The 12,692-nt window shown below is 65.5% G+C and carries 10 protein-coding genes; 1 reads left to right on the plus strand and 9 read right to left on the minus strand.

Annotated features, from left to right (window positions below):
- From AC5RUM_RS04850 to AC5RUM_RS04880, 7 genes are all read right to left on the minus strand, one after another.
- The coding region (locus tag AC5RUM_RS04850; protein WP_494033895.1) for a hypothetical protein at positions 1 to 844 on the minus strand (844 nt) is incomplete at its 3' end.
- A 90-nt stretch (positions 845 to 934) separates the two neighbouring features.
- Positions 935 to 1,672, minus strand: a complete 738-nt coding sequence (locus tag AC5RUM_RS04855; protein WP_494033896.1) for a hypothetical protein — start codon at positions 1,670 to 1,672, stop codon at positions 935 to 937.
- Positions 1,673 to 2,164: 492 nt separating this feature from the next.
- A complete protein-coding gene (locus tag AC5RUM_RS04860; RefSeq protein WP_494033897.1) occupies positions 2,165 to 3,235 on the minus strand; it encodes a Gfo/Idh/MocA family protein in 1,071 nt (356 codons plus the stop codon).
- A 150-nt stretch (positions 3,236 to 3,385) separates the two neighbouring features.
- A complete protein-coding gene (locus AC5RUM_RS04865; RefSeq protein ID WP_494033898.1) occupies positions 3,386 to 4,486 on the minus strand; it encodes a substrate-binding domain-containing protein in 1,101 nt (366 codons plus the stop codon).
- Between the two features lie 54 nt (positions 4,487 to 4,540).
- Positions 4,541 to 5,818, minus strand: a complete 1,278-nt coding sequence (mmsB, locus tag AC5RUM_RS04870) for a multiple monosaccharide ABC transporter permease (RefSeq protein ID WP_494033899.1) — start codon at positions 5,816 to 5,818, stop codon at positions 4,541 to 4,543.
- 43 nt (positions 5,819 to 5,861) lie between these two features.
- Positions 5,862 to 7,421 (minus strand): multiple monosaccharide ABC transporter ATP-binding protein, encoded by a 1,560-nt coding sequence (gene mmsA / locus AC5RUM_RS04875; RefSeq protein ID WP_494033900.1) that lies wholly within the window; start codon positions 7,419 to 7,421, stop codon positions 5,862 to 5,864.
- Positions 7,422 to 7,551: 130 nt separating this feature from the next.
- Positions 7,552 to 8,742: an ROK family transcriptional regulator gene (locus AC5RUM_RS04880; RefSeq protein WP_494033901.1), complete on the minus strand. Its 1,191-nt coding sequence runs from the start codon at positions 8,740 to 8,742 to the stop codon at positions 7,552 to 7,554.
- A gap of 208 nt (positions 8,743 to 8,950) precedes the next feature.
- Between AC5RUM_RS04880 and AC5RUM_RS04885 the strand changes: the two genes are divergently transcribed.
- On the plus strand, positions 8,951 to 9,763 hold the full coding sequence (locus AC5RUM_RS04885; RefSeq protein WP_494034201.1) for a nitrilase-related carbon-nitrogen hydrolase: 813 nt from the start codon (positions 8,951 to 8,953) through the stop codon (positions 9,761 to 9,763).
- 20 nt (positions 9,764 to 9,783) lie between these two features.
- Here AC5RUM_RS04885 and AC5RUM_RS04890 read toward each other — a convergent pair whose 3' ends face one another.
- Positions 9,784 to 11,418: a PucR family transcriptional regulator gene (locus AC5RUM_RS04890; protein WP_494033902.1), complete on the minus strand. Its 1,635-nt coding sequence runs from the start codon at positions 11,416 to 11,418 to the stop codon at positions 9,784 to 9,786.
- The gene (gene alr, locus AC5RUM_RS04895; RefSeq protein ID WP_494033903.1) at positions 11,408 to 12,640 is read right to left on the minus strand and encodes an alanine racemase; all 1,233 of its coding nucleotides are present in this window, start codon (positions 12,638 to 12,640) and stop codon (positions 11,408 to 11,410) included. The genes AC5RUM_RS04890 and alr overlap by 11 nt, the downstream gene beginning before the upstream one ends.
- Positions 12,641 to 12,692 lie beyond the last annotated feature (52 nt).

A 12,692-nucleotide genomic window follows, 5' to 3' on the forward strand; every position in this document is an offset into this window, starting at 1 on the left:
CGGCGGTGGTGCCGGTGCCTGTGGCGTTGCCGAGATTCACGTCTACGACAGCGTCGGCGGTGGTGCCGGTGCCTGTGGCGTTGCCGAGATTCACGTCAACGACAGCGTCGGCGGTGGTGCCGGTGCCTGTGGCGTTGCCGAGATTCACGTCAACGACAGCGTCGGCGGTGGTGCCGGTGCCTGTGGCGTTGCCCAGGTTCACGTCAACGACAGCGTCGGCGGTCGTGCCGTTGCCCGTTGCCGTTCCGGCGTTGCCGAGGTTCACGTCAACGAGGGCGTCTGCGGTGGTGCCGGTGCCTGCAGCGTTGCCGAGGTTCACGTCGACCACAGCGTCGGCGGTGGTGCCGTTGCCCGTTGCGACGTCGACCAAGGCGTCGGCGGTCGTGCCGTTGCCCGTTGCCGTTCCGGTGTTGCCCAGGTTGACGTCGACGAGGGCGGCTGCGGTAGTGCCGGTGCCTGTTGGGGCGGCTGCGGCGTTGCCGAGGTTCACGTCAACGACAGCGTCGGCGGTCGTGCCGTTGCCCGCTGGCGCGCCTGTAGCGTTGCCGAGGTTCGCGTCAACGACAGCGTCCGCGGTGGTGCCGGTACCTGTGGTGCCGGTGCCGGTTGTGGTGTTGCCGAGACTAACCTCGGCGACGGCCGCAACTTGGGAAGCCCCCGACGTCGTTGGACCACCCAGCAGGCCCAACGACGTCGAAGCATTGACGTCCGCCGAAACGGACTCGGATCCGACGGCAACAGTGCCGGTGACGGTTGTGTCCGCGTTAGCCGCGGTGGCGCCGAGGGCTAAAAGCCCGCCGGCAAAGAGGGTGCCCAGAAGGCCCCTGCGAAGGTTCTGATGCATTTTGATGTCTCCTGAAGAGTTGTTGTCGGGCGCTCAAGGCGGCCCGAAATCGGCCATGTTTCTGCACAAGGAATGGCAGAGCAGGCCCAACTAGTCAGGCGAAGAACCGGGGTCCATAGCCACCGGTGAGGGGATGCGCTGAGGCGGACCGCTAGCAGGCACACGGCCCGCGAGCGGAAGGAAGTCGAACGGACTGGTCAGCCAGGCGGCTGACGTTGAGGGCCCGCCGGGCGACTGGCCGTTGCCTGATCCGGAGCCAGCGGGCGGAGTCGGGGGCGGGGCAGCCGCCGGGTCCGCGTCGCCACCGGATGGCATCCCTCCTCCTGCGGACATGCCGGGAGGAGACTGGGCAGCTCCCACGGGTTCCAGTGAATGGAAGGCAGCGGCGTGGAACAAGGGCCTTAGCCCGGAGATGCCTGCGGCCACGGGAACCGGGACAGGGGAGTGCGCAGTGAACACACGGGCACCGTCAGCGCTTTCCGGGGAAGCGGGTCCCGGGACTGCCGGGAACGGTAGAACGCCGTCGGACTGCTGCGACGGGGTGAGTGCCTGAACGACATCCACAACGGGTGTAACGGCAGGTGCCGCAAGCGGCGGCGCCCCTTCGAGGACATCCGCAATGGATTCGAGGTATGGTTCCAACGCAGGTGCCGCTTCCGTCACCGGCCGTACAACAGTTCCTGCCACCTTCTCCGCGATGCCGCTGACTGCCGTGTCCGCCAAAGTGGTCACGGGCGCAGTGAGGAGCGTCGCTGTGTCAGCCGGGAGCACTTTGACCGGGGCCAGGGTGGGCGCGGCTGCCTGCAGCGGGGCAGCGAGCTCACTCACGAGCGAGGGTATGGCGCGGGGCGCCGCTTCAGGAGCGGAACGTACCGGCCCAGGCGCAGGCTGTGGAATCGTGGCTGAACCGGGTGCGGGAACAGCCACAGCACGCGTGTGCCTGGCAGGCGCTTCGGCCATGGAATGAATGGATTTCTGTGCCGTTTGAGCGACGTGGGCAGCCTTGGACTCACTGTTGAGTGACGAAGTCACCGCGGAAGAGATCCCGCTGAGTAGGGAGTCCTGCCCCTGCTGGGTGCTGGCATCGGCGGCCGGCGCCGTGAAGGAAAGCCAAGCCACGGCTGCCGCGCCCGCAAGGAGCACTGGACGCAAGGGGCGCAGAGCGGACCACGACAACGCACTGCTGGCCATGCTCGACACCCCCCGGTCTGCGAACACTCTGACGATCTTTTACAGCGTATGCCTCCTTGAAAGGCAGAGTCCAGAGCCAAACGAATAAAATCCATCGAATCGACAGTCCCGCGCCGGGGCAGAGCGCTGTCAGTGGGCATCATTTGGGTAGCTGACACCCAGCTGCGCCCGGACGCCGTCGAAAAGCCGCATGGTGTTCAACGAATCTTCCAGCGGCATGACCGGGCTTTCCGTCAAACCCTGCTGGACGCACCGAGTCACCTCGCGAAGCTCGTAGGTGTAGCCCAGGCCGGCTATGTCGAAGTGCTCTGTGCGCAGCGGTTCGCGGCCGATTCCAATAACAAGCTGCTTGGGGTTGTTTATGGAGCCGAGCGTTTGAAGGTAGCCCAGGCTTCCGGCCACGGTGGCGGCGCGCGGGCCGTAAGCGAGAAGAGACGAGGTCAGTTGTGCCTGTGCCCCGTGGTGGTACTCCAGCGTCAGGGCGTTCTGTGCGTCCACGCCGTCGTCATTAAGTGTGCCCGTGGCACTGACGGCATGCGGGAATCCCAGCGTGCCCAGAGCCCACAGCAGGGGGTAGACGGTGAGGTCGAGGAGCGCCCCGCCGCCGTCCTTGACTGCCCATAGGCGCGCGGTGGGGGAGTACGGTGCCGGGAAGCCGAGATCCGCGGTGACCCACTGTACGGTGCCGAGTTCGCCAGATCGTGCGATTTCAAACGCCCGCTGCATGCTCGGCAGGAAGCGGCTCCACACGGCCTCCATTAGGAACAGGTTCTTTTCGCGGGCAACGGCTATGAGCTCGGCTGCCTCACGGGCATTGATGGTGAAAGCCTTTTCGCACAGGACGTGCTTTCCCGCGTTGAGGGCCGCGAGCACCATCTGGTGATGCTGGGCGTGAGGCGTGGCCACGTACACGACGTCCACCGCGTCGTCGGCGAGGAGCCGCTGGTAGCCCCGCTGGCCGCCGTCGTCACCGTACGCCGTGGCGAAGCCGAATTCCGCGGCAAACGCGTCCGCCGCCGCTTGCCGGCGCGAACTGACGGCATAGAGCTCGGCGTCATCGAGCAGGGCCAAGTCCCGGGATACCAGCGAGGCGATTCTGCCGGTGGCGATCACTCCCCAGCGCAACGCCGCGCCGGTGGCGGCACGGGGATCCTGGTTGGACTGGCTGAAAAGCCACGGCGTGGCGATGGGCGAAGTCATGACGCCATCCTCTCACCGCGTGCGGGAGGGTTGGGGTTTGGGCGGCAGGAAGTGCGGGAGGGTGGGGTGGGACGCCAAGAGCCCCGGCCCTCCTTTTGCGGGGAGCCGGGGCTCTTGGGTGGAGCGTTTGGCGTTACGCCGTCAGTGCGGCTACTTGGTGATCGGTCCGAGTACCGGATCGTCCACGTAGGCCGTCTTGACGTTCTCCTGGGTCACGATGACCGGCTCCAGCAGGTAGGCCGGAACGGTCTTGACCTTGTTGTTGTAGGACTTGTCGTCGTTGATCTCAGGCGTCTTGCCGGCCTGGATGTCCTTGACCATGACGATCGCATGCTCAACGAGCTTGCGCGTGTCCTTGTTGATGGTGGAGTACTGCTCCCCGGCCATGATGGACTTGACCGACTCAACCTCGGAGTCCTGGCCGGTGATGACGGGCAGCGGCTTGCCCGCACCCTTCACGGCGGTCAAGACAGCGCGGGCCAGGGTGTCGTTCGGGGACAGCACGCCGTCCAGCGAAGCGCTGCCGTAGCTGCCGGTCAGCAGGGTGTCGGCGCGGCGCTGGGCGTTTTCTGCCTTCCAGCCCTGCGTAACGGCCTGTCCGAACGATGTTTGGCCGGACAGCACCTTGAGCGTGCCGTCGTCGATCTTCGGCTGGAGCACGCTCATGGCGCCGTCGAAGAAGACCTTCGCGTTGGCGTCGTCAGGGGAGCCGGCGAAGAGCTCGATGTTGTACGGGCCCTGCGGCTTCTTCTTCTGCATGCCTTCGAGGAGTGCCTGGCCCTGCAGCTCGCCCACCTTGAAGTTGTCGTAGGCAACGTAGTAGTCCACGTCGTTGGTGTTCAGCAGCAGGCGGTCGTACGCGATGATGGTCGCGCCGGCGTCCTTGGCCTGCTTGAGCTGGGTGCCAAGCTGGGCACCGTCGATGGCGCCGACGATGATGACCTTGGCTCCCTTGGTGATCATGGCACTGATCTGGTTCTGCTGTTCGGAAACGCCGCCATTGGCGAACTGGACGTCCGGCTTGAAGCCGGTTTCCTTGAGCCCGTCGTTGAACAGCTTTTCCGCCAGGACCCAGTTTTCACTGGTCTTCTGCGGGAGTGCGACGCCGATCGAGGAGTCCTTGGGGAAAGCCTCGCCGCCTGCGGTGCCACCGCCCGTTGTGCCGGTGTCGGAACGGCCGCAGGCTGTCAGCGCCAGTGCCGCAATGGCAGCGACTGCTGCCGCCTTTCCTGCTTTACCAATCATTCGCATTGCTTGGTTCACTTTCTATAGGGGTGGGAAATGCGTCCGGGGAGCGGTCAGTGCTCAGGCTTCCCGGGCGATGGTTTCTTTGGTCGAAGTCACTTCGTCGGGCTGAAGCGGCGTTCCGCCCCTGGGGCGGTTGAAGTTCTGGGTCAGCATGCCGATGATGGACCGCTTGCCCTGGCTCTTGTTGTAGACGTCGAAGGCAACGGCGATCAGCAGGACCAGGCCCTTGATGATCTGGGTGAGGTCTGCGCCGACGCCGAGGAGCTGCAGGCCGTTGTTCAGCACAGCCATCACGAGGCCACCGACGATCGAACCGATAACCGTGCCCACGCCGCCAGTCACCGCCGCGCCGCCGATGAACACAGCTGCGATGGCATCGAGTTCCCAGCCAACGCCGTCGAACGGGCCGGAGGCGGTGGAACGGCCGACGAAGATCATGCCGGCGAGGCCGGCCAGGATGGACATGTTCATCATGACCAGGAAGTTAACCTTCTTGGACTGGACTCCGGAGAGCTCTGCTGCGTGGCGGTTGCCGCCGACCGCGTAGACGTGGCGGCCGACGACGGTCTTGGAGGAGATGAACCCGTAGATCAGGACCAGCACGGCAAGGATGAGGCCGGGGATCGGGAAGGACGTTCCCGGGCGGCCCGTGGCGAACAAGTACGTCGCGTACAGGATGGCACCGCAGATGAGGATCAGCTTCACGGCCACCACCCAGCCTTCGGCAACTTCCGCACCCAGTGCTTTGGCCGTGCGGCGGGCCCGGAGTTCGCTGAAGACCACGAACGCGACGCCCAGCAGGCCAAGCAGCAGGGTCAGGTTGTTGAAGCCGGTGTTCGGACCGACCTCCGGAAGATAGCCGGAGCCGATGTACTGGAAGTCGGCGGGGACCGGGATGGTGTTGGATTTGCCGACGAACTGGTTGAAACCGCGGAACAGGAGCATGCCGGCAAGCGTCACGATGAATGCGGGTATCCCTACATACGCCGTCCAGAACCCTTGCCAGGCGCCGATCAGGATTCCCAGGCCAAGGCCGAGCAGAATACCCGCGTACCAAGGTATTCCCCAGTCCCGAATGGCCAGGGCAACGGTGACGCCCACGAACGCCGCCACGGAGCCGACTGACAGGTCAATGTGCCCGGCGATGATGACCAGCACCATGCCGATGGCCAGGATAAGGATGTAGGAGTTGCCGTTGAAGAGGTTGATGACGTTGCCTGGAGTGAGCGTGCGGCCGTCGGTGGCGAATTGGAAGAAGATGATCAGTGCAACCAAGGCGAAGATCATGCCGAATTGGCGGGTGTTGCCGCCAAAGAGCTTCTTGAGCGCGTTCATTTGTCAGTCCTTGTTCTGGAAGGTTCTGGAGGATTCCAGAGGGTCAGGCGGCGGCTTTTCGGGCGGAGGTCATCAGCTTCATCAGGCTTTCCTGGCTGGCCTCGTCTTTGTTCAGGACACCTGTGATGGCGCCTTCGAAGATGGTGTAGATGCGGTCGGAGAGGCCCAGCAGTTCAGGCAGTTCGGACGAGATGACGATGACCCCCTTGCCTTGATTGGCCAGCTGCTGGATGATGCCGTAGATCTCGTACTTGGCCCCGACATCGATGCCGCGGGTGGGCTCGTCCAGGATCAGCAGGTCAGGGTCCGTGAACATCCACTTGGCCAGGACCACCTTCTGCTGATTGCCGCCGGAGAGCTTGGCCACGCCTTCCTCCACGGACGGCGTCTTGGTGCGCAGGGACTTGCGGTACTGCTCAGCCACCGTGAATTCCTTGTTGGAATCCACAACGAAATGCCTGCTGATCTTGTTCAGCGCAGCCGAGACAGTGGTGGTCTTGATATCGTCCAAGAGGTTCAGGCCGAGGGACTTCCGGTCCTCTGTGACGTAGCCGAGGCCGGCATCGATGGCCTGTTTGACGTTCTTGAGCTGGAGTTCCTTGCCGTCCTTGTAGATGCTGCCGGTGATGTACCGGCCGTAGGAACGGCCGAACACAGAGCGGGCCAGTTCGGTGCGGCCGGCGCCCATGAGCCCGGCGAAGCCCACGATCTCGCCGCGGCGGACGAAGAAGTTGGAGCCCTTGCAGACCAGCCGGTCCTGGATCTGCGGGTGCCCGACGGTCCAGTTCTTGACCTCGAAGAGGACCTCGCCGATCTTGGGCTCGTGATGCGGGAAGCGCGACTCCAGCGTCCGGCCCACCATGCCCTTGATGATCCGGTCCTCGTCAACGCCGTCGGCCTTCACATCAAGGGTCTCGATGGACTTGCCGTCACGGATGATCGTGATGGAATCCGCGATCTGCTCGATCTCGTTGAGCTTGTGCGAAATGATGATGGACGTGATGCCGCGGCCCTTCAGGCCCAGCATCAGGTCCAGCAGGTGCTGGGAGTCCGACTCATTCAGCGCCGCGGTGGGCTCGTCGAGGATGAGGAGCTTCACGGACTTGCTCAGCGCCTTGGCGATCTCCACGAGCTGCTGCTTGCCGACGCCGATTTCCTTGATGGGGGTATCCGGGTCTTCGCGCAGCCCCACCCGGGCGAGCAGCTCGCGGGTCCTGGTGCGGGCCTCGGCCCAGTCGATCACGCCGCGTTTGACCGGTTCGTTGCCCAGGAAGATGTTCTCCGTGATGGAGAGCTCCGGGATCAGGGCGAGCTCCTGGTGGATGATCACGATTCCGGCGTGCTCGCTGGCCCGGATGTCCTTGAACTGCTGGACCTGGGACTGGTATACGACGTCGCCGGTGTAGGTTCCGTACGGGTACACGCCCGAGAGGACCTTCATCAGGGTGGACTTGCCGGCGCCGTTCTCTCCGCAGATTGCGTGAATCTCTCCCGCCTTCACCCGCAGATTCACATCGGCCAATGCTTTAACGCCGGGGAATTCCTTCGTGATGGAGCGCATCTCGAGGATTACGGGATCTCTGTGCGTGCTGTCGGACGTCATATGCCCTTACGCCTCCAATGCGTGACTACGTTGTCCGCCCCGCAAACCGCAGGGGCCGTCTGATGAAAAAGTAAACTGGATCACAGCCATTGTCGTCAAGTCTTTAACGCAACGGCTAGGTAACGAAAAGCTACGAGCGCCTGATTCCGGCATGCTGGAAGACCAGGGCGGCGGCTCCCAAGGCCTCGGCACGGTCACCCAAGGAGGACATCGTCAGGGTCGTGGTTTCCCCGATGACGGGAACGGCGTGCCGCACCAAACCCCTGCGGATAGGGTCAAGCAGAATGTCGCCGAGCCCGGCCAGGGGGCCGCCCACGACGATCACCTCCGGGTTGATCAGGTTGGCAACATTGCCCAGGGCGCGGCCCACTGCCAGGCCGACGTCGTCCACCACGCGCAAGGTGGCCGAGTCCCTGGCCAGGGCCTTATGGACGATGTCTTCCGGGGTCATCGGTTTGTCCCTGCCCCGGCTCAGGAACTCGATCATGGTGGTGGTGGACGCGATGGTCTCGAGGCAACCCCTGTTCCCGCAGCGGCAGATCAGGCCGTGTTCGTGGATGGTGGCATGGCCGATTTCACCGGTGATGCCCACGTTCCCGTAGTACGGCGCGCCATTGAGGATGAGCCCGGCGCCGATGCCCGATCCGATCTTCATGAACATGAGGTTGCTGATGCCGCTGTGCGGCCCCCAAGTGACTTCCGAGAGGGCGCCAAGATTGGCGTCGTTGTCGATGAACACGGGGAACTGCAGCGTGTTTTCAAGGTGCTGGAGGATGTTGATACCCACCCATTCAGGCAGGATGGCGCCCTGCGCCACCGTGCCCGTCCGCCGGTCGATAGGACCCGGAATCCCAACGCCGGCCCCCACGATGGCGCTGCGCTCCACGCTGCTGGCGGCCAGCAGCTTGGTCAACAGCGCAACGGCGGCCTCGATGCCCTCGTCCGCATGGTGGCCCAGAGGCAGGAGCACGGATTCCTCGGCGATGATGTGGTAGCTCAGGGTGGCCAGCACGACGCGCAGATGCCGGCGGCCAAAATCGATGCCCACGGCCACGGCGCCGTTGCTGTTCAGCCGGACATTCAGGGCCCGCCGCCCCGAACTGGTGATCGGTTCGGTCGACGCCAGGCCGGAGTCCTGCATGATCTTGACGATGTTGGAAACCGTGGCGGTGGACAGGCCCGTTTGCCGGGCGAGCTCCGCCTGGGTGGAGGGGCCGTTAAGCAGGCATTCGATGATCCGCTGCTGGTTCAGGTGCCGGAGGGCAGACTGTGACCCCGGGTTTTTGGTTCGGCTCCTCGTTGAGCGCGATGTTGAGGGCATGCTTAGAAGAGTGCACCACCAGCGCGTTGTAGTCAAGAAGTTAACGCAGCGCCACGATTGTCCGGGTGTTGTGGCGGGCGGACAATACGTCCCGAAGCCCGCCACGGAAGGTGCAAATGGCCCGTCCCGGACAGCAGAAGCCCGGGCTACGCTGAGGAGGAAGGCGGTCCGGAAGCCGCTGACGTTGACACAAACTCTCGAGGTGATCATGGTGTTGCTGGCGCTGATGCAGGCGAATTCCAGTGTTTTAGATGTGGAACGCAACTGCGGCGCGGTCGAGGAGGCGGCGCGTCAGGCTGCGGCCGCCGGTGCACGCGTTTTGCTGACTCCGGAGCTGTTTCCGGTGGGCTATGCCCCGCTGCGCGTGCGAACCGAACTGGACCCCGCCGACCTTCCCGCAATCCGGCGGACCTTGGCGGACATCGCCAAGCGCCACAACATCGCCGTCGTATACAGCCTCCCTGCCGTCGCGGCCGACGGGCGGTGGCACATCTCGGCCACACTCACCAGCAGCAGGGGGGATGAGCTGCTCAGCTACGCCAAAGTGCATTTGTTTGGTCCAGAGGAGCGGAAGGCCTTCAGCCCCGCGGAAGCAGCCCCCGACGTCGTCATGCTGGACGGGATCAGGACATCACTGGCAATCTGCTACGACGTGGAATTCCCCGAGACCGCCCGGGCGGCCGCCGCGCGCGGCGCCGAACTGCTCCTGGTTCCCACTGCGCTGGCCCACGGCTTCGAAGAGGTGCCCCAGATCCTGCTGCGGGCAAGGGCGCTGGAAAGCCAGCTGACCGTGGCCTACGCCAACCACTCCGGGGCGGAGGACGGCTGCGAATTCCTCGGCGGGAGCGTGATAGCCGCGCCGGATGGCTCCCGGCTCGCCGCCGCCGGGCCGGGGCCGCAGCTACTGTTCGCCGAAGTCAGCGCGGAGGCGGCCCGGGACGCGAGGGACGCCGTGCCGTACCTTGCCGAGCGCCGTCCCGCCGTCTACCGTTCCTGGGAAGACAGCCTGCGCCGGGATTAGCCGCTCCAGGAGGACGGGCATCAGCCCGCAGCGCCGCCGGCCGACAACAGCTCGTCCACGTACTGCAGGGCGATCCACAGCTCCGCCCGCACTTGCGCCTGGTTGAGGTCGGCGTCCAGCAGCTCCGCCACGGCATTGATCTGGCGCCGAACGCTGTTGCGGTGCAGCCCCAGTACCTTGGCAGTGGCGTCCCAGCTCCCGTTTTCGCCCAGCCACGATCGCAGGACAGCCAGCTGCGCGTCCCGGCGCTCCGGTTCCTGGTTCAGCAGCGGCTCCAGCAGCCTGCCCGCCAGCATGGTGCCGGCCTCGCGTCCGAGGAGGCCGGCCACGCTCCATGACACGTCGTCCACCCTCGCGCTCTTGCCGGTGTTCTGGACCCGCGACCGCAGGGACGTCACCCGCTGATACGCTGCGGCCAGGCCCGCCAGTTCGGTGGCCTCCCCGATGACGAGGCGCCAGCCGAGCTTCTCGACTTCGCTGACGAGTGCATCATCAACCTTCAGCCGGGTCACTGCCGCGAAGCCGTAGTCCGTGATCTCCACGAGTTTGGTGTCGAACAGCCGCCGCCACTGCAGCAACTCCCGGACGGGGCTGTCGCCCGCGGGCCACGTGCCCTGCTCCGCCTTGATTCCCTGCACCACGCGCAGCAGCGCTGACCGGGTGGAGGAGGTGCTTTGGGCCAGCAGGTCCCTGAGCCCATTGACGTGCCGGGTTCCGCCGCTGACCAGGCTGTCCGGATGCAGCAGCAGTGCCGTGGCCAGCTGGCTCGGCGCGAGGGATCCGCTGGTCCGCTGCCGGACCAGCAGCTCCAGCAGCCCGACGGCGGACGAGACCACGCTGTTCTGCGACGGGGTCAGCGGCTGGTCCGTTCCGAGAATCAGGGCGCCGAGGTTGGCGTCGCGCGTGCTGCGCAGCGGGTGCCCGAACACCAGGGCAGAGCCGGGAACGTCGAAGGAATCCATTTCCACGCGGGGGCCGCTGCCGCCGAGCAGCCGCTCGAGGATCTGCTGCAGGGCGGAAAGCTCGACGCCGGTGCCCGCCCGGGCGCGGACCCTGCCGTCCGCGCCGACCAGCACTGCCCATACCGGGACACGCTGGACCAGGGCGGCCAGGAGCTCATGCTCGGGCCGCGCGGAAAGGACCGCGCGCATCAGCTGCCGGTTGGTGTCCGCCAGCTGCCGGAAGACTTTGGCGTTATCCGATTCGAGCAGCTGCGAGAACTCCAGCCCGATGGCAGCGAACGGCACAGTGCCTGGTACCTCAACCAGTGTCAGGTTATGCCGGACGCAGGCCTTGACCAGTGCTTCCGGCACCGCATCGAAGTAGGGTTCCAGCCCGAAGCCCAGGGCTCCCACACGGGCTCCCACCAGGCGCCGCACGTAGGCGTCAACCCGGGCCTCATTGCCTGCCTCACCCACGAACGGCAGGCCCGCCGTGAGGAGGAACTCGCCGTCGAGCAGGTACGGCGTGGGGTCCTCCAGCTCGCTGGGCTCCACCCAGCGCAGCAGCCCGGAACCGTTGCCGCCGTCGTGAAGAATGGTCAACTCCGGCGGCAACTTGTCCAGGAACTCCTCCAAGGTGACGGCGCTCAGCCGCTCCGCACCTGTTCCCGTTCCGGCTCTGGTTCCCGTTCCGGTGGCAGCGTCAGGCGACATGCGGCACACCGTCTTCAGGGTCCTGGTAGTCGGGGCACTCATAGGACTCGGGCAGGCCATACGTCCGGGGCAGACGGGGCGCGATCCGGTTGATGATTTCGTCGCCGTGGCTGCCGATGGCAGAGCCCCATTCGTCGGCGCTCGCCGCCCCCGTGTCCGGATCACCGAACAGCACGGCGGTATCGCCGACGGAAACTCCGCCGGCTTCCGGGCCGAGGTCCACCATGAACTGGTCCATGCACACCTTGCCGATCACGGGCACCCGCCTGCCGCCGAGCTGGACAATGCTGCGCCCCGAAATGCCCTTCGGGATGCCGTCCGCATAGCCGAGGGGGACCAGCCCCAGATACCTTGCCTCGTGGGTGATGGCCTGGTGCTCGTAGCTCACTCCGGTGCCGGCCGGAACCTTCTTCACCAGCACCACGGGAGCAGTGACGGTCAGCGCCGGACGCAGCCCGAAATCCGCGGGGTCAAGATGGTCGGCGGGCGCCAGGCCATAGATGGCCAGCCCGGCCCGCACCATGTCGAAGGCAAATTCGGGGCGGTCCAGGATGTTTGCCGAGCTGGACACATGCCTCAGCTCCGGTTCCAGCCCGGCTTCCCGGGCCTGCCCTACGGCTTCCCCGAAGGCCTCCACAGCTGCGGCGTTCCCGGGGTGGGCAGGGACATCGGCCCAGGCCAGGTGGGTCCAGATACCCCGGACAGTGAGCGTTCCCTCGAGCTCGGCCGTGCGTGCGGCGGCCACGAGTCCAGGCCAGTCTTCCGCGCGGGCGCCGCCGCGGCTCAGCCCGCTGTCCAGCTCAAGGTGGACCGCGGCCGGCCGTCCGAGCGAGCGGGCAATGCCGGCCACGACGTCGAGTTGGGCGGGACTGCCCAAGGACATGTCGACGTCGTTTTCCACGGCTTCGCGGATGATCTCGCTGGACGCTGTGGCGAGGTACAGCCAGGACAGAACCGGCGCCGTGATGCCTGCGCGGCGCAGCGCAAGTGCCTCGGTCAGCTGTGCCGTCCCTAGCCAGTCGGCACCGGCGGCGAGGGCAGCCTGCGCCACCTCGACAAGGCCGTGGCCGTAGGCGTTGCCCTTCACCACCGCCATGAAATGCGGTGCCGGGGTGAGTGCCCGGAGGGCACCGACATTGTCGGAAATCGCAGCCAGATCAACGCTGACCCGGCCGGAAAGCACCGCTGAAGGCGTGCTGGTCTCTTGTGCATTACGTCTCATGCCAGAACACTATAGGTCATTTTGCACAATAGTGAGAGGTGGCTCACAGACC

The organism is Arthrobacter sp. B2060, from assembly GCF_059090445.1.

What these genes read in the sequence shown, in the direction of transcription:
- AC5RUM_RS04890 (WP_494033902.1), bottom strand. Translation starts at nt 11,418, where the DNA reads ATGTCGCCTGACGCTGCCACCGGAACGGGAACCAGAGCCGGAACGGGA.
- alr (WP_494033903.1), bottom strand. Translation starts at nt 12,640, where the DNA reads ATGAGACGTAATGCACAAGAGACCAGCACGCCTTCAGCGGTGCTTTCC.
- AC5RUM_RS04880 (WP_494033901.1), bottom strand. Translation starts at nt 8,742, where the DNA reads ATGCCCTCAACATCGCGCTCAACGAGGAGCCGAACCAAAAACCCGGGG.
- AC5RUM_RS04885 (WP_494034201.1), top strand. Translation starts at nt 8,951, where the DNA reads ATGGTGTTGCTGGCGCTGATGCAGGCGAATTCCAGTGTTTTAGATGTG.
- mmsA (WP_494033900.1), bottom strand. Translation starts at nt 7,421, where the DNA reads ATGACGTCCGACAGCACGCACAGAGATCCCGTAATCCTCGAGATGCGC.
- AC5RUM_RS04865 (WP_494033898.1), bottom strand. Translation starts at nt 4,486, where the DNA reads ATGCGAATGATTGGTAAAGCAGGAAAGGCGGCAGCAGTCGCTGCCATT.
- AC5RUM_RS04860 (WP_494033897.1), bottom strand. Translation starts at nt 3,235, where the DNA reads ATGACTTCGCCCATCGCCACGCCGTGGCTTTTCAGCCAGTCCAACCAG.
- mmsB (WP_494033899.1), bottom strand. Translation starts at nt 5,818, where the DNA reads ATGAACGCGCTCAAGAAGCTCTTTGGCGGCAACACCCGCCAATTCGGC.